General features: G+C 67.9%; 14 protein-coding genes. All 14 read left to right on the top strand.

All coding sequences use genetic code 11. From position 1 onward, the window contains the following. The first annotated feature begins 99 nt into the window (after window positions 1-99). On the top strand, window positions 100-1,608 hold the full coding sequence (locus tag AWB92_RS18450) for an amino acid permease (protein WP_085188211.1): 1,509 nt from the start codon (window positions 100-102) through the stop codon (window positions 1,606-1,608). A gap of 177 nt (window positions 1,609-1,785) precedes the next feature. Further along, complete coding sequence (locus tag AWB92_RS18455) at window positions 1,786-3,009, top strand: alkane 1-monooxygenase (protein ID WP_085188213.1); 1,224 nt, start codon at window positions 1,786-1,788, stop codon at window positions 3,007-3,009. Next, window positions 3,006-3,179, top strand: coding sequence for a rubredoxin (locus AWB92_RS18460; protein WP_068100532.1), 174 nt, complete (start codon window positions 3,006-3,008; stop codon window positions 3,177-3,179). Before AWB92_RS18455 ends, AWB92_RS18460 begins: the two co-directional genes overlap by 4 nt. Further along, window positions 3,176-3,358 (top strand): rubredoxin RubB, encoded by a 183-nt coding sequence (rubB, locus tag AWB92_RS18465; RefSeq protein WP_068100530.1) that lies wholly within the window; start codon window positions 3,176-3,178, stop codon window positions 3,356-3,358. The genes AWB92_RS18460 and rubB overlap by 4 nt, the downstream gene beginning before the upstream one ends. Next, window positions 3,355-4,005 (top strand): TetR family transcriptional regulator, encoded by a 651-nt coding sequence (locus AWB92_RS18470; protein WP_142282158.1) that lies wholly within the window; start codon window positions 3,355-3,357, stop codon window positions 4,003-4,005. Before rubB ends, AWB92_RS18470 begins: the two co-directional genes overlap by 4 nt. A 58-nt stretch (window positions 4,006-4,063) precedes the next feature. Further along, on the top strand, window positions 4,064-5,536 hold the full coding sequence (gene ahcY, locus AWB92_RS18475; RefSeq protein ID WP_068181970.1) for an adenosylhomocysteinase: 1,473 nt from the start codon (window positions 4,064-4,066) through the stop codon (window positions 5,534-5,536). A 91-nt stretch (window positions 5,537-5,627) separates the two neighbouring features. Continuing rightward, on the top strand, window positions 5,628-6,260 hold the full coding sequence (locus AWB92_RS18480; RefSeq protein ID WP_085188217.1) for a dTMP kinase: 633 nt from the start codon (window positions 5,628-5,630) through the stop codon (window positions 6,258-6,260). Window positions 6,261-6,340: 80 nt separating this feature from the next. Further along, a complete protein-coding gene (mtrA, locus tag AWB92_RS18485) occupies window positions 6,341-7,027 on the top strand; it encodes a two-component system response regulator MtrA (protein ID WP_055576516.1) in 687 nt (228 codons plus the stop codon). Window positions 7,028-7,103: 76 nt separating this feature from the next. Beyond that, on the top strand, window positions 7,104-8,771 hold the full coding sequence (mtrB, locus tag AWB92_RS18490; protein ID WP_085188219.1) for an MtrAB system histidine kinase MtrB: 1,668 nt from the start codon (window positions 7,104-7,106) through the stop codon (window positions 8,769-8,771). Beyond that, window positions 8,771-10,537 carry an MtrAB system accessory lipoprotein LpqB gene (gene lpqB, locus AWB92_RS18495; protein ID WP_142282159.1) on the top strand — a complete coding sequence of 589 codons (1,767 nt, stop codon included), beginning with the start codon at window positions 8,771-8,773 and terminating at the stop codon, window positions 10,535-10,537. Before mtrB ends, lpqB begins: the two co-directional genes overlap by 1 nt. Before the next feature lie 571 nt (window positions 10,538-11,108). Further along, window positions 11,109-12,362 (top strand): oxalate/formate MFS antiporter, encoded by a 1,254-nt coding sequence (oxlT, locus tag AWB92_RS18500; RefSeq protein ID WP_206601302.1) that lies wholly within the window; start codon window positions 11,109-11,111, stop codon window positions 12,360-12,362. 32 nt (window positions 12,363-12,394) lie between these two features. After that, a complete protein-coding gene (locus AWB92_RS18505) occupies window positions 12,395-13,024 on the top strand; it encodes a ComF family protein (RefSeq protein WP_085188223.1) in 630 nt (209 codons plus the stop codon). Window positions 13,025-13,343: 319 nt separating this feature from the next. Beyond that, window positions 13,344-14,036 carry a ribosome-associated translation inhibitor RaiA gene (gene raiA / locus AWB92_RS18510; protein WP_085188226.1) on the top strand — a complete coding sequence of 231 codons (693 nt, stop codon included), beginning with the start codon at window positions 13,344-13,346 and terminating at the stop codon, window positions 14,034-14,036. A 96-nt stretch (window positions 14,037-14,132) separates the two neighbouring features. Beyond that, window positions 14,133-16,982 (top strand): preprotein translocase subunit SecA, encoded by a 2,850-nt coding sequence (secA, locus tag AWB92_RS18515; RefSeq protein WP_068181955.1) that lies wholly within the window; start codon window positions 14,133-14,135, stop codon window positions 16,980-16,982. Window positions 16,983-16,987: the final 5 nt, after the last annotated feature.

The raw sequence follows: 16,987 nt of genomic DNA on the forward strand, positions 1-16,987 counted from the left end.
CGCGCATGTTTCCCCCGCTCTCCGCTATGCCCGCAGACTACCCAGTACTGTGCGGTCCAAGGGCCCCAGCAGGTCCCAGCAAGCCCAGAAGGCGGACGAATGGCAAATCGATGGCGCACGAAATCGGTCGAGCAATCGATCGCCGACACCGACGAGCCGGAGACCCGGCTGCGCAGGGAGTTGACCTGGTGGGACCTGGTCGTGTTCGGCGTCGCGGTGGTGATCGGCGCCGGCATCTTCACGGTCACCGCGTCGACCACCGGTGACATCACCGGACCGGCCATCTGGATCTCGTTCGTGATCGCCGCGGTCACCTGCGCGCTGGCGGCCCTGTGCTACGCCGAATTCGCCTCGACCCTGCCGGTGGCGGGCAGCGCCTACACGTTCTCCTATGCCACCTTCGGTGAGTTCCTGGCCTGGATCATCGGCTGGAACCTGGTGCTGGAGTTGGCGATCGGGGCCGCCGTGGTGTCCAAGGGCTGGTCGAGCTACCTGGGTAACGTGTTCGGATTCGCCGGTGGCACAGTCCAACTCGGATCGGTCAACCTCGACTGGGGCGCCCTGCTGATCGTCGCGGTGGTCGCGACCCTGGTCGGCCTGGGCACCAAGCTGTCGTCCCGATTCTCCGCCCTGGTCACCGGCATCAAGGTGTCGGTGGTGATTTTCGTCGTGCTGGTCGGGGTCTTCTACATCAAGGGCTCCAACTACTCGCCGTTCATCCCGAAGCCGGAGGCCGGGCACGAGTCGTCGGGCATCAACCAGTCCGTGCTCTCGCTGCTGACCGGGGCGCACAGCAGCCACTACGGCCTCTACGGCGTGCTGGCGGGGGCCTCGATCGTGTTCTTCGCGTTCATCGGATTCGACATCGTGGCCACCATGGCCGAGGAAACCAAGAAGCCGCAGCGCGACGTGCCCAGGGGCATCCTTGCGTCGCTGGCGATCGTGACCGTCCTCTACGTCGCGGTGTCGGTCGTGCTGTCCGGCATGGTCTCCTACACCGAGCTCAAGACCGTGCCCGGCCACAAGCCGGCCAACCTCGCCACGGCCTTCGCGGCCAACGGGATCGACTGGGCCAGCAAGATCATCGCCGTCGGCGCGCTGGCCGGGTTGACCACGGTGGTGATGGTGCTGGTGCTCGGACAGTGCCGGGTGCTGTTCGCGATGGCGCGCGACGGGCTGCTGCCGCGGTCGCTGGCCAAGACCGGCGCGCGCGGGACCCCGGTCCGGATCACCGTGCTGGTCGCCGTCGTGATCGCGGCGACGGCCTCGGTCTTTCCGATCGCCAAGCTCGAGGAGATGGTCAACGTCGGCACGCTGTTCGCGTTCGTCCTGGTGTCGGCGGGCGTCATGGTCCTGCGGCGCACCCGTCCGGACCTGGAGCGGGGCTTCCGGGCGCCGTGGGTGCCGCTGCTGCCCATCGCGTCGATCGTCGCCTGCGCGTGGCTGATGCTGAACCTCAGCGCCCTGACCTGGGTGCGGTTCGGCGTCTGGCTGGTGGTGGGCACGGCGATATACGTGGGCTACGGGTACCGGCACTCCGTTCAGGGGCGCCGGCAATCCGGGGAGCTCGCCTCGGTGGCCCCGGCGGAGGCGGGCCCGCCCGGCTGATCTTCGTGGTTTACAAAATAGCGGTTTTTGTCTAGACACAAGACGCAAACTTCCGTATTGTCCAACCTCGAGATGCGACCGGTTCGCCGAGCCTGTAATTCCGCAGGTCTTTACTCGCACTTTGTCTGCAGATTTACAGGCTCGGCGAATGTCCATGACATCAAGGAGGTTTGGCATATGACCACACTGCGGCCCGAGGAATCGCCGGTCTGGCGGGACAAGAAGCGCCACCTGTGGCTGATGGGGCTGATCGCCCCGACGGCGCTGTTCGTGATGCTGCCGATCATCTGGGCGCTCAACCGGCTCGGCTGGCACGCCGCCGCGCAGGTACCGCTGTGGATCGGGCCGATCCTGCTCTACGTGCTGCTGCCGATCCTCGACCTGCGGTTTGGGCCCGACGGGCAGAACCCGCCCGACGAGGTGATGGAACGGCTGGAGAACGACAAGTACTACCGCTACTGCACCTACGTCTATATCCCGTTCCAGTACCTCAGTGTGGTCCTGGGGGCCTACCTGTTCACCGCGTCGAACCTGGGCTGGCTCGGCTTTGACGGCGGCTTGGGCTGGGCGGGCAAGCTGGGTGTGGCGCTGTCGGTCGGGGTCCTCGGCGGGGTGGGGATCAACACGGCCCACGAGATGGGGCACAAGAAGGACTCCCTGGAGCGCTGGCTTTCCAAGGTCACCCTGGCGCAGTCCTGCTACGGCCACTTCTACATCGAGCACAACCGCGGCCACCACGTGCGCGTCTCGACCCCGGAAGACCCGGCGTCGGCGCGCTTCGGCGAGACCTTCTGGGAGTTCTTGCCGCGCAGCGTGTTCGGCAGCCTGCGCTCGGCGCTGGGGCTGGAGGCGCAGCGGCTGCGCCGGCTCGGCAAGAGCCCGTGGGACCCCCGGACCTACCTGTCCAACGACGTGCTCAACGCGTGGCTGATGTCGGTGGTGCTGTGGGGCGCGCTGATCGCGGTCTTCGGCCCGGGCCTGATCCCGTTCGTGGTCATCCAGGCGGTCTTCGGGTTCAGCCTGCTCGAGGCGGTCAACTACCTCGAGCACTACGGGCTGCTGCGGCAAAAGGGCACGAACGGTCGCTACGAGCGCTGCGCGCCGGTGCACAGCTGGAACTCCGATCACGTGGTGACCAACCTGTTCCTGTATCACCTGCAGCGGCACAGCGATCACCACGCCAACCCGACCCGCCGCTACCAGACGCTGCGCAGCCTGCAGGGCTCGCCCAACCTGCCGAGCGGGTACGCGTCGATGATCTCGCTGACCTACTTCCCGCCGCTGTGGCGCCGGGTGATGGACCACCGCGTGCTGGCGCACTACGACGGCGACATCACCCGCGTCAATGTCCAGCCGCGACTGCGCGAAAAGCTGCTGGCCCGCTACGAGGTGGCGGCATGATCGCCTACCGCTGCCCGGGTTGCGGCTACCTTTATGACGAGGCCAAAGGCGCTCCGCGGGAAGGCTTTCCCGCGGGCACGCCCTTCAGCGACATCCCCGACGACTGGTGCTGCCCCGATTGCGCGGTGCGCGAGAAGGCGGACTTCGAGAAGGAAGGTGTGACGGCATGAGCGACTACAAGCTGTTCCGCTGCATCCAGTGCGGCTTCGAGTACGACGAGGCGCTGGGTTGGCCGGAGGACGGCATCGCGCCCGGCACCCGCTGGGACGACATCCCCGACGACTGGAGCTGCCCGGACTGCGGCGCCGCGAAATCCGACTTCGAAATGGTGGAAGTGGCCAGACCGTGAACGCCTCGACTACTACTGTCGCGCCTGTGAAGCGGATGCCGTATGCCGAGGCGTCACGCGTCCTGTTGCGCGACTCGGTGCTCGACGCGATGCGCGACCTGCTGCTGGCCCGGGACTGGTCGGCGATCACGCTGTCGGATGTGGCCCGCGCCGCGGGCATCAGCCGGCAGACCATCTATAACGAGTTCGGCTCGCGCCAGGGCCTGGCGCAGGGGTACGCCCTGCGCCTGGCCGATCGGCTGGTCGACGCGGTCGGATCCGCGATCGACGCAAACGTCGGCAACATACACGAGGCGTTCCTGCAGGGTTTTCGCTCCTTCTTCGCGGAGTCGGCCGCCGACCCGCTGGTGATCTCGTTGCTCACCGGCGTCGCCAAGCCCGACCTGCTGCAGATCATCACCACCGACAGCGGGCCCATCATCAACCGGGCGTCGGCGCGGCTGACCACGGCGCTGACCCAGAGCTGGGTGGCGACCAGCGACGAGGACGCCGGGGTGCTCGCCCGCGCCATCGTGCGGCTGGCGCTGAGCTACGTGTCCATGCCGCCGGAGGCCGATCACGACGTGGCGGCGGACCTGGCCCGGCTGATGACGCCGTTCGCGGAGCGTCATGGGGTCGCGGCTACAGTGGCGGAAGAACATACCTAAGCTAAGTACCGCTTGGCTCGAGCGAGCCCCCCAAACGTCGAAGAAGGAAGACCACGCTATGACGACGACCGAAAGCTCCCTGACCGCCGACGTCCGCAACGGCATCGATTTCAAGGTCGCCGACCTGTCGTTGGCCGATTACGGCCGCCGCGACATCGAGCTCTCCGAGCAGGAGATGCCGGGCCTGATGTCGCTGCGCCGCGAGTACGCCGACGTGCAACCGCTCAAGGGGGCACGGATCTCGGGCTCGCTGCACATGACCGTGCAGACCGCCGTGCTGATCGAAACCCTGGTCTCGCTGGGCGCGCAGGTGCGGTGGGCGTCGTGCAACATCTTCTCCACCCAGGACCACGCCGCCGCCGCGGTGGTCGTCGGCCCGTACGGCACCCCGGAGGAGCCCAAGGGTGTGCCGGTGTTCGCCTGGAAGGGCGAGACGCTGGAGGAGTACTGGTGGGCCGCCGAGCAGATGCTGACCTGGCCCGACGAGCCGGCCAACATGATCCTCGACGACGGCGGGGATGCCACCATGCTGGTGCTGCGCGGCGCGCAGTACGAGAAGGCTGGCGTGGTGCCGCCCGCCGAGGACGACGACCCCACCGAGTGGAAGGTCTTCCTGGAGCTGCTGCGCAACCGCTTCGAGACCGACAAGGACAAGTGGACGAAGATCTCCGAGTCGGTCAAGGGCGTCACAGAGGAGACCACCACCGGCGTGCTGCGGCTGTACCAGTTCGCCGCGGCCGGTGACCTGGCCTTCCCGGCGATCAACGTCAACGACTCGGTCACCAAGTCCAAGTTCGACAACAAGTACGGCTGCCGGCACTCCCTGATCGACGGCATCAACCGCGGCACCGACGTGCTGATCGGCGGCAAGAAGGTGCTGATCTGCGGCTACGGCGACGTCGGCAAGGGCTGCGCCGAGTCGGTCAAGGGCCAGGGCGCGCGCGTCGTCGTCACCGAGATCGACCCGATCAACGCGCTGCAGGCGCTGATGGAGGGCTACGACGTCAAGACGGTCGAGGACGCGATCGGCGAGGCCGACATCGTCATCACCGCCACCGGCAACAAGGACATCATCACGCTCGAGCACATGAAGGCGATGAAAGACCACGCCGTGCTGGGCAACATCGGGCACTTCGACAACGAGATCCAGGTCGCCCAGCTGGAGAAGTCCGGCGCCACCAAGGTGAACATCCGCCCGCAGGTCGACGTGTGGACGTTCCCGGACAGCGGCAAGTCGATCATCCTGCTCTCCGAGGGCCGGCTGCTGAACCTGGGCAACGCCACCGGGCACCCGTCGTTCGTGATGAGCAACAGCTTCTCCAACCAGGTGATCGCCCAGATCGAGCTGTGGACCAAGAACGACGAGTACGACAACGAGGTGTACCGGCTGCCCAAGCACCTCGACGAGAAGGTGGCTCGCATCCACGTCGAGGCGCTCGGTGGCCAGCTGACCAAGCTGACCAAGGAGCAGGCCGAGTACATTGGCGTCGACGTCGACGGCCCGTACAAGGCCGACCACTACCGCTACTGAGGCGCTGAATCGCCGAGCGTCGCGCCAGCGCGGCGTTCGGCCTCGAGCGTCACGCCAGCGTGGCGCTCGAGGGCCGGGATAGGCTCGCGCCGTGCTGATCGCGATCGAAGGGGTCGACGGCTCCGGCAAGCGGACGCTGTCCGACGGCCTGCGCAAGGCCTTCGAAGCCGCCGGGAAGTCGGTTGCCACCCTGGCGTTCCCGCGTTACGGGCAGTCGGTGACCGCCGACATCGCGGCCGAAGCGTTGCACGGCGGGCACGGCGACCTGGCGTCGTCGGTATACGCGATGGCCACGCTGTTCGCGCTCGACCGCGCCGGGGCGATCGGGCAGATCGCGGCGCTGGGCCGCGACCACGACGTGGTGATCCTGGATCGCTACGTCGCCTCCAACGCGGCCTACAGCGCGGCGCGCCTGCACCAGGACGCGGCAGGGGAGGCGGCGGCGTGGGTGCACCGGCTCGAATACGAGCGGTTAAGGCTGCCCGCGCCCGACTGGCAGGTGCTGCTCGCGGTGCCCTCCGAACTCGCCGCGCGGCGGGCCCGGCACCGGGCCGAGCACGAGCCGGGCCGCGCGCGGGACAGTTATGAGCGCGACGACGGGCTGCAGCAGCGCACCGGCGCGGTCTACGCCGAGCTGGCCGCGGCGGGCTGGGGCGGGCGGTGGCTGGTCGTCGACGCCGACGTCGATCCGGGGCGGTTGGCGGCGTCTTTGACCGCCGGCTAGCACAAAATTGTCACGATTTGGCCGTATCGAATAAGAAACGCCCGTGTGGTGCGCCGAATTTGTCCCGATCTGGTGACACCATGGACTCCATGAGGCAAAGGATTTTGGTCGTCGACGACGACGCTTCGCTGGCCGAGATGCTCACCATCGTGCTGCGTGGGGAGGGCTTCGACACCGCGGTCATCGGCGACGGCACTCAGGCGCTGACCGCGGTGCGCGAGTTGCGCCCGGATCTGGTGCTGCTGGACCTGATGCTGCCGGGCATGAACGGCATCGACGTGTGCCGGGTGCTGCGCGCCGACTCCGGCGTGCCCATCGTGATGCTGACCGCCAAGACCGACACCGTGGACGTGGTGCTCGGCCTGGAGTCGGGCGCCGACGACTACATCATGAAGCCGTTCAAGCCCAAGGAGCTGGTCGCCCGGGTGCGCGCGCGGCTGCGGCGCAACGACGACGAGCCCGCCGAGATGCTTTCCATCGCCGACGTCGACATCGACGTGCCGGCGCACAAGGTCACCCGCAACGGCGAGCAGATCTCCCTCACACCGCTGGAGTTCGACCTGTTGGTCGCGCTGGCACGCAAACCGCGCCAGGTGTTTACTCGTGATGTGCTGCTCGAACAGGTGTGGGGGTATCGGCACCCGGCGGACACCCGCCTGGTGAACGTGCACGTCCAGCGTCTGCGGGCCAAGGTCGAGAAAGACCCTGAGAACCCGACCGTGGTGTTGACCGTTCGAGGAGTGGGATACAAGGCCGGACCTCCGTGATCCGGGAGGTTCGTTGCCACGCCGGCGACCGGCCAGTGCGCCGCATGAGCGGCGCCAGTGCTGAGGAGCGGCGTCATTGATCTGGGGGTCTCGGCAACGCACTAGAAGTCGCTGGGGGCGCTCCGGCCCCATGACGCGGGGCATGGGTGCGGTGAGTCGGGCCGTCGGCGCTGCCTGGCGCCGATCGCTGCAATTGCGGGTAGTCGCACTGACCCTGGGCCTGTCGCTCGCCGTCATCCTCGCGCTCGGCTTCGTGCTGACCAGCCAGGTGACCAACCGGGTGCTGGACGTGAAGGTCCGGGCCGCCATGGAGCAGATCGAGCGCGCGCGCACCACCGTCGCCGGGATCGTCAACGGCGAGGAGACCCGCTCGCTGGACAGCAGCCTCCAGCTGGCCCGCAACACGCTGACGTCCAAGACCGACCCCGCCTCGGGCGCCGGGCTGGCCGGCGCGTTCGACGCGGCGCTGATGGTGCCGGGCGACGGTCCGCGCGCCGCCACCACGGCCGGACCCGTCGACCAGGTGCCCAACGCATTGCGCGGCTTCGTCAAGGCCGGGCAGGCGGCGTATCAGTACGCCACCGTGCACACCGACGGGTTCTCCGGGCCGGCGCTGGTCATCGGCACGCCGACGTCGTCGCAGGTGGCCAACCTCGAGCTCTACCTGATCTTCCCGTTGAAGAACGAGCAGGCCACCATCCAGCTGGTGCGCGGCACGATGATCACCGGCGGCGCGGTGCTGCTGGTGCTGCTCGCGGGGATCGCGCTGCTGGTGTCCCGCCAGGTGGTGGTGCCGGTCCGGTCGGCGTCGCGGATCGCCGAGCGATTCGCCGAGGGGCATCTGTCCGAACGGATGCCGGTGCGCGGCGAGGACGACATGGCGCGGCTGGCCGTGTCGTTCAACGACATGGCCGAGAGCCTGTCCCGGCAGATCACCCAGCTCGAGGAGTTCGGCAACCTGCAGCGCCGGTTCACCTCCGACGTCAGCCACGAACTTCGCACCCCGCTGACCACGGTGCGGATGGCCGCCGATCTGATCTACGACCACAGCGCCGACCTCGACCCCACGCTGGCCCGGTCCACCGAGCTGATGGTCAACGAGCTGGACCGGTTCGAGACGCTGCTCAACGACCTGCTCGAGATCTCCCGGCACGACGCCGGCGTGGCCGAGCTGTCCGTCGAGGCGGTGGACCTGCGCACCACCGTGCAAAGCGCGCTGGGCAACGTGGGACACCTGGCCGAGGACGCCGGCATCGAGCTGCTCGTCGACCTGCCCGACGAGGAGGTGATCGCCGAGGTCGACCCGCGCCGCGTGGAGCGGATCCTGCGCAACCTGATCGCCAACGCCATCGACCACGCCGAGCGCAAGCCGGTGCAGATCCGGATGGGCGTCGACGAGGACACCGTCGCCGTCACCGTCCGCGACTACGGGGTGGGCCTGCGGCCCGGCGAGGAGAAACTGGTGTTCAGCCGGTTCTGGCGCTCGGACCCGTCGCGGGTGCGTCGCTCCGGCGGCACCGGGCTGGGTCTGGCGATCAGCGTCGAGGACGCGAGGCTGCACCAGGGCCGGCTGGAGGCGTGGGGCGAGCCCGGCGAGGGCGCGTGCTTCCGGCTGACGCTGCCCCTGATTCGAGGTCACAAGGTCACCACCAGCCCGCTGCCGCTGAAGCCGATCCCGGAGCCGCCCGCGCCGCCGCGCCCCGACCCGCAGCGCCCACGCGAGCACGCCGAGCGGAGCGTCTGATGCGACGGCTGCTCGCTTTGTTGGCCGTGTCGTCGACGGCGTTCGTCCTCGCCGGCTGCGCGGGGGTGCCCAGCTCGTCGGCCCCGCAGGCCATCGGCACGGTCGAGCGGCCGGCGCCGTCCAACCTGCCCAAGCCAACCCCGGGCATGGACCCCGACGTGTTGCTGCGCGAATTCCTCAAGGCCACAGCCGATCCCGCGAACCGGCACCTGGCGGCCCGGCAATTTCTCACCCAGTCGGCATCCAACGCGTGGGACGACGCCGGTAGCGCCCTGCTGATCGACCACGTGGTGTTCGTGGAAACCCGTGGCGCCGAACGGGTTTCGGCGACCATGCGCGCCGACATCCTGGGCTCGCTGTCCGACGTGGGCGTGTTCGAAACCGCCGAGGGCGTGCTGCCCGACCCGGGTCCGATCGAGCTGGTCAAGACGTCGGGGGGCTGGCGCATCGACCGGCTGCCCAACGGCGTGTTCCTGGACTGGCAGCAGTTCCAGTCCACCTACAAACGCAACACGCTGTACTTCGCCGACCCCACCGGCAAGACCGTGGTGCCCGATCCCCGCTACGTCGCGGTGTCCGACCACGACCAGCTGGCCACCGAGCTGGTGTCCAAGATGCTGGCCGGGCCGCGGCCCGAGATGGCCCACACCGTGCGCAACCTGCTGGCCCCGCCGCTGCGGCTGCGCGGCCCGGTGACCCGGGCCGACGGCGGCAAGAACGGCATCGGCAAGGGCTACGGCGGCGCCCGCATCGAGCTGGAGAAGTTGTCCACCACCGATCCGCACAGCAGGCAATTGCTTGCGGCACAGATCATCTGGACGCTGGCCCGGGCCGACATCCGGGGCCCGTACGTGATCAACGCCGACGGCGCGCCGCTGGACGACCGGTTCGCCGAAGGGTGGACCACCTCCGACGTCGCCGCCACCGACCCCGGTGTGGCCGACGGCGCGGGGGCGGGCTTGCACGCCCTGGTCAACGGGTCGCTGGTCGGGCTGGACGGCCAGCACGCCAACACCGTCCCCGGGGCGTTCGGGCGGGTGGGCGACCAGACCGGCGCCGCGCTGTCGCGCAGCGGGCGGCAGGTGGCGTCGGTGGTGACACTGCGCCGCGGCGCCCCGGACCAGGCGGCGTCGCTGTGGATCGGCGACCTCGGCGGCGAGGCGGTCCAGGCCGCCGACGGGCACAGCCTGACGCGGCCCAGCTGGTCGCTGGACGACGCGGTGTGGGTGGTGGTCGACAACAACAACGTGCTGCGCGCGATTCAGGAACCGGCGTCGGGGCAGCCCGCGCGCATCCCGGTGGATTCCGCGGTGGTGGCCTCCACCTTCCCCGGGCCGATCACCGACCTGCAGCTGTCTCGCGACAGCACGCGCGCCGCGATGGTGATCAACGGCCAGGTGATCCTCGCCGGTGTGGAGCAGACCCAGGCCGGGCAGTACGCGCTGACCTACCCGCGGCGGCTGGGTTTCGGCCTCGGCAACTCGGTGGTCTCGCTGTCGTGGCGGACCGGCGATGACATCGTGGTGACCCGCACCGACGCCAGCCACCCGGTGTCCTACGTCAACCTCGACGGGGTGAACTCCGATGCGCCGGCTCGCGGCCTGCAGATGCCGGTCACGACGGTCGCGGCCAACCCGTCGGCCGTCTACGTCGCGGCCCCCGAAGGGGTGCTGCAGTATTCGGCGTCGGCCCCCGAAAGCCAGCAGAGCTGGTCGGAGGTATCCGGGCTGTTGGTGCCCGGCGCACTGCCGGTGCTGCCGGGCTAGCGACGTCTGCCGTGGCTCATGCCTTGTGCCACATATCGTTTCGGAAGACGCTGACGTCCAGCGCCGTGCTGATCGGATCGTAAGCGCGCCTCGACGTGTCAGTGCTGACCAGCCCCACGCCAGCTCACACCCGAGCTTGTTCGCGCGGCCCCACAGCGACGAAAGGGTTAATTGGTGACCCGCTATTCTGCGGGGCTGATACACACCGCTTATCGTCGGATATGTAAGATTTATCAATGTATGTCGTTATCTGACAATACTGTTCATGTTTCGCACTCCAGGCTGTTGCTTTCTGTGAGTGGATGTTGATAAGCCCGCTACTGGGAGTAACGCCTGGGTAACAAGCGAAAATTACTGTCAGGACCGCACATTGGCGTCGCATTAATCGATTTCAGTTGAAAACTCCTGCAGGAAGCCGGTTTCCGATTTTTCGTCGGGCGGATTGGTGCGGGCAATGTAGGTTCGCGAGTGGCTCAATGGTGGGCGGGCCGCGACGCAATCGAAACGGAGGAACACGTTGATTGTTCACGCGGACACCATGGGCGGCACGGCTGTACCCAGTGCGCCGACCGTGGCGCAGACTCGCTGGCTTCAGCTCGGCCTTGGGCTGGTGTGCATGATGGCGATATCGAGTCCCCAGTATGTGTGGACGCTGATGACCAAGCCACTCGCCACCAAACTCGGGATTGCCTTGCCCGAATTGCAGGTTACGTTCTCGATTCTGGTGCTGTTACAGGCGTTTTTCTCGCCGTTCCAGGGTGCGCTGGTCGACCGCTTCGGGCCCCGCCGGTTGATCTCGATCGGCACGCTGCTGGCGGGCGCGAGCTGGGTGCTCGCTTCTTACGCGCACACCGTGTCGATGCTGTATCTCACCTATGGCGGCGTCGGTGGTCTAGGCACGGGGATTGTGTATGTCGGCGTCGTGGGGCTGGTGGTCCGGTGGTTTCCCGATCGACGCGGATTCGCCGCCGGTGTGGTGGCGGCCGGCTACGGGATGGGCGCGATTTTGACGACTTTTCCGATCGCCTCGTCGCTGGCCGCGCATGGCGTCGAGTCGACGTTGTGGCTCTTCGGCATCGTGTTCGCCGCAGTCGGTTTCGTTGCCGCGCAGGGGTTGCGGGTGCCGCCGGCGGATCTCGGGTTGAACCTACCGAGCGCCCGGCCGTCCGCCGCTCGGCGTGATTACCGGCCCGCCGAGATGCTCAAGCGGCCGCTCTTCTGGCTGATGTTCTTCATGATGACCATGATGGCCACTTCGGGCCTGATGGTCACGTCGCAGATGGCTACATTCGCGACCGACTTCGGTGTGAGCAAGGTGCTGGTGTTCGGGCTCGCCGCGCTGCCGCTGGCCTTGACCATCGACCGCTTCACGAACGGGCTGACGCGGCCGTTTTTCGGTTGGGTATCGGACCGACTGGGCCGGGAAAACACCATGGCGTTTGCCTTCGCGCTGGAGGCTGTTGCCATGACGCTCTGGTTGCTGACGCGACACGACGCCACGCTGTTCGTCCTCCTGTCCGGTTTGGTGTTCTTCGGGTGGGGTGAGATCTTCTCGCTGTTCCCATCCACCTTGACCGATACTTTCGGGGCCCGTTACGCGACAGCGAACTACGGCTGGCTCTACATCTCGTTCGGGATCGGTTCGGTCTTCGGTGGTCCGCTCGCGGCGCTGCTGCATCAGCACGCCGGGAGCTGGATTCCGGTGTTCGGGTGTGCGATTGCGCTCGATCTGGGAACCGCGGCGCTGGCCGTCTTCGTGTTGAAGCCGGCGCGTCGGCGATTCGTCGAAGCCGCACCGAGCGCCGTCGTGAGCGCCGGCCAGTAGTAGTTGTCGGCCGTGCCCGCCACACTGACTCCGTGCTCGATCTCATCCTGCCGCTGGAATGCGGCGGCTGCGGGGCGCCGTCGACCCGCTGGTGCGACGCCTGCGCGGCGGAACTTGACGTCAGGGCCGACGAGCCGCACGTCGTCAGCCCCCACATCGAACCCGAGGCGCCGGTGTTCGCGCTGGGTCGCTACGCCGGCGCGCGGCGCGCGGCGATCCTCGCGCTGAAGGAGAACGGGCGCGGCGACCTGGTCAGCCCGCTGGCCCGGGCGCTGGCCGTCGGGATCCACCGGCTGTTGACCTGGGGGATGGTCGAGACGCCGCTGACGATCGTGCCCGCGCCGACGAGGCGTTCGGCGGCGCGGGCACGCGGCGGCGACCCCGTCACCCGGCTGGCGCGGGCCGCGGTGGCCGGGCACCCCGACATCGCCGTCGCGCCGGTGCTGCGGATGAAGGCCCTGGCCCGCGACTCCGTCGGCCTCGGCACCTCGGCGCGCGAGCGCAACATCGCCGGCCGGGTGGTGCTGCGCGGGCGGCCGAAAACAGAAGTCATCGTCGTCGACGACGTCGTCACCACCGGGGCGACGGCCCGCGAGTCGGTGCGGACGCTGCGCGCCGCCGGGGTCCGCGTGGCCGCGGTGCTGGCGATCGCGGCCGCGTGAAGCCGCGCGGCGCCAAGCGCATGTGAAGAACTCGCAACAGCTGCCCGGAATTGGTGGCATCCCAAGGCGAACACGAGCTAACGTCGAGGACAACCTTCAGGAACATCTTTGACCCGGCGCAACGCAGTCGTCGATTTCCGGGTTGATACGCCACATGTGGAAGGGGGTGAGAATCCGACACCTTGCATCGGCGGGCAGCCTGCGGCGGTGACCTGAAGAAACCGCTCCCAACCCCCCGTCGGCGCTCATGTAGGAAGCCGGCACGCACAGCGTGCGACGTGGAAAAGGAAACGAGTTGACACGTATGTCAAGGCTTACCGTGGATTCCGGTCAGACTCTCGACCAAGCGCCGGCGGAAAGCAGCGAGCCGGCCGAGCCGACCCTCAACGCCGAAGTCGTGTTCAAGGGCCGCAACGTCGAAATCCCCGATCATTACCGCTTCTACGTCTCGCAAAAACTCGCCCGCCTCGAACGATTCGATCGGTCCATCTATCTCTTCGACGTCGAGCTCAAACACGCGCCCAACCGCCGTCAGCGCAAGTCCTGTCAGCGCGTCGAGATCACCGCGCGCGGGCGCGGCCCGGTCAGCCGCGCGGAGGCCTGCGCCGACAGCTTCTACGCCGCCTTCGAGTCCGCGGTCGACAAGCTGGAGAACCGGCTGCGCCGCGCCAAAGACCGCCGCAAGGTGCACTACGGCGACAAGACGCCGGTGTCGCTGGCCGCCGCCACCGCGGTGGCGCCGCTTCCCGCGAAGGCCTTCAACTCCGAACCCGTCGAGCCGCATCAACACGACGGCGCGGGGGTCGACCACGGCGAGCTGCAAGACCACGAGCCGGGCCGGGTGGTCCGCACCAAGGAACACCAGGCCACGCCCATGACGGTCGACGAGGCGCTCTACGAGATGGAGCTGGTCGGGCACAACTTCTTCTTGTTCTACGACAAGGAGACCGAACGGCCGTCCGTCGTGTACCGCCGGCACGCGTACGACTACGGGCTGATCAGGCTGGCCTGACGTTCAGCGACGTTTGAGGGGCTTAACTGCCTCTTCACCTAGGATGGATGCCGCCTCGCAAAAAGAGGAAGACTCCAACCCACAGGGGATATAGCTGTGCTGTCGAAGTTGCTGCGCCTTGGTGAAGGTCGCATGGTCAAGCGCCTCAAGCGGGTGGCCGACTATGTCAACACGTTGTCCGACGACGTCGAGAAGCTCACCGACGCCGAGCTGAGGGCCAAGACCGACGAGTTCCGGCAGCGCCTCAACGACGAGAAAAACCCCGAAACCCTGGACGACCTGCTGCCCGAGGCGTTCGCCGTGGCCCGCGAGGCCGCGTGGCGGGTCCTGGACCAGCGCCCCTTCGACGTGCAGGTGATGGGCGCGGCCGCGCTGCACCTGGGCAACGTCGCCGAGATGAAGACCGGTGAAGGCAAGACCCTGACCTGCGTGTTGCCCGCCTACCTCAACGCGCTGGCCGGCAAGGGCGTGCACGTCGTCACGGTCAACGACTACCTGGCCAAACGCGACAGCGAGTGGATGGGCCGCGTGCACCGCTTCCTCGGCCTGGACGTCGGCGTGATCCTGGCGCAGATGACGCCCGACGAGCGGCGGGTGGCCTACAACGCCGACATCACCTACGGCACCAACAACGAGTTCGGCTTCGACTACCTGCGCGACAACATGGCGCATTCGCTCGACGACCTGGTGCAGCGCGGGCACAACTTCGCCATCGTCGACGAGGTCGACTCCATCCTCATCGACGAGGCCCGCACCCCGCTGATCATCTCCGGCCCGGCCGACGGCGCCTCCAACTGGTACACCGAGTTCGCCCGCATCGCGCCGCTGATGCAAAAGGACGTCCACTACGAGGTCGACCTGCGCAAACGGACCGTCGGCGTGCACGAGAAAGGCGTCGAGTTCGTCGAGGACCAGCTCGGCATCGACAACCTCTACGAGGCGGCCAACTCGCCGCTGGTCAGCTACCTCAACAACGCGCTGAAGGCCAAGGAGCTGTTCAACCGCGACAAGGACTACATCGTGCGCGACGGCGAGGTGCTCATCGTCGACGAGTTCACCGGCCGCGTGCTGATCGGCCGCCGCTACAACGAGGGCATGCACCAGGCCATCGAGGCCAAGGAGCACGTCGAGATCAAGGCCGAGAACCAGACGCTGGCCACCATCACGCTGCAGAACTACTTCCGTCTCTACGACAAGCTGGCCGGCATGACCGGTACCGCCCAGACCGAGGCGGCCGAGCTGCACGAGATCTACAAGCTGGGCGTGGTCTCGATCCCGACCAACAAGCCGATGATCCGCACCGACCAGTCCGACCTCATCTACAAGACCGAGGAGGCCAAGTACATCGCGGTGGTCGACGACGTCGAGGAGCGCTATGAGAAGGGCCAGCCGGTCCTGATCGGCACCACCAGCGTCGAGCGCTCGGAGTACCTATCGCGGCAGTTCCAGAAGCGCCGCATCCCGCACAACGTGCTCAACGCCAAGTACCACGAGCAGGAGGCGGGCATCATCGCCGTGGCGGGCCGCCGCGGCGGCATCACCGTCGCCACCAACATGGCCGGCCGCGGCACCGACATCGTGCTGGGCGGCAACGTCGACTTCCTCACCGACCAGCGGCTGCGGGCCCGCGGCCTCGACCCTGTCGAGACGCCCGACGAGTACGAGGCGGCCTGGCACGAGGAGCTGCCCATCGTCAAGGAGGAGGCCAGCGCGGAGGCCGAAGAGGTGATCGAGGCCGGCGGCCTGTACGTGCTGGGCACCGAGCGCCACGAGTCGCGGCGCATCGACAACCAGCTGCGCGGCCGGTCCGGCCGGCAGGGCGACCCGGGGGAGTCGCGCTTCTACCTGTCGCTGAGCGACGAGCTGATGCGCCGCTTCAACGGCGCCGCGCTGGAGGCGATGCTCAACCGGCTGAACCTGCCCGACGACGTGCCGATCGAGAACAAGATGGTGACCCGCGCCATCAAGAGCGCCCAGACCCAGGTCGAGCAGCAGAACTTCGAGGTCAGAAAGAACGTCCTCAAGTACGACGAGGTGATGAACCAGCAGCGCAAGGTGGTCTACGCCGAGCGCCGCCGCATCCTGGAGGGTGAGAACCTCAAGGACCAGGCGCTGGACATGGTCCGCGACGTCATCACCGCCTACGTCGACGGCGCGACCGCCGAGGGCTACGCCGAGGACTGGGACCTGGACGCGCTGTGGACGGCGCTGAAGACGCTGTACCCGGTCGGCATTGCGCACGAGACGCTGACCCACCCCGACGCCGACTCCGACCGCGACGACCTCACTCGCGACGAGCTGCTCGACGCGCTGATCAAGGACGCCGAAAGGGCTTACGCCGCAAGGGAAGCCGAGCTCGAGGAGATCGCCGGCGAGGGCGCGATGCGTCAGCTGGAACGCAACGTGTTGCTCAACGTCATCGACCGCAAGTGGCGTGAGCACCTCTACGAGATGGACTACCTCAAGGAGGGCATCGGGCTGCGGGCGATGGCGCAGCGCGATCCGCTGGTGGAGTACCAGCGCGAGGGCTACGACATGTTCATGGCCATGCTCGACGGCATGAAGGAGGAGTCGGTCGGCTTCCTGTTCAACGTCACCGTGGAAGCGGTGCCGACCCCGCAGGTCGCCCCGCAGCCGACGCCCGAGGGCCTGGCGGAACTGGGGACCGGCGCCGGCGGGCAGCCCGATGACCAAGGCGAAGCGCCCGCCGCGGCTCGCGAGGAGGCCCCAAGCGTGTTGCGCGCCAAGGGCATTGATGACGAGGCGCCCGCACTCACGTATTCCGGCCCGTCCGAGGACGGTTCGGCGCAAGTGCAGCGCAATGGCGGTGGCGCCCAGAAGGCGCCGGCCGGTGTACCCGGCGGCGGCAGCCGCCGCGAGCGTCGTGCGGCCGCGCGCCAGCAGGGGCGCGGCGCCAAGCCGCCGAAGTCGGTCAAGCGCCGCTAGCCCTG

The organism is Mycobacterium sp. IEC1808 (assembly GCF_002101935.1).
GTDB lineage: Bacteria > Actinomycetota > Actinomycetes > Mycobacteriales > Mycobacteriaceae > Mycobacterium.

Excerpts from the sequence above, each read along its gene's own strand:
- AWB92_RS18450 (WP_085188211.1), top strand. The coding sequence starts at position 100 with ATGGCAAATCGATGGCGCACGAAATCGGTCGAGCAATCGATCGCCGAC.
- AWB92_RS18455 (WP_085188213.1), top strand. The coding sequence starts at position 1,786 with ATGACCACACTGCGGCCCGAGGAATCGCCGGTCTGGCGGGACAAGAAG.
- AWB92_RS18460 (WP_068100532.1), top strand. The coding sequence starts at position 3,006 with ATGATCGCCTACCGCTGCCCGGGTTGCGGCTACCTTTATGACGAGGCC.
- rubB (WP_068100530.1), top strand. The coding sequence starts at position 3,176 with ATGAGCGACTACAAGCTGTTCCGCTGCATCCAGTGCGGCTTCGAGTAC.
- ahcY (WP_068181970.1), top strand. The coding sequence starts at position 4,064 with ATGACGACGACCGAAAGCTCCCTGACCGCCGACGTCCGCAACGGCATC.
- mtrA (WP_055576516.1), top strand. The coding sequence starts at position 6,341 with ATGGACTCCATGAGGCAAAGGATTTTGGTCGTCGACGACGACGCTTCG.
- lpqB (WP_142282159.1), top strand. The coding sequence starts at position 8,771 with ATGCGACGGCTGCTCGCTTTGTTGGCCGTGTCGTCGACGGCGTTCGTC.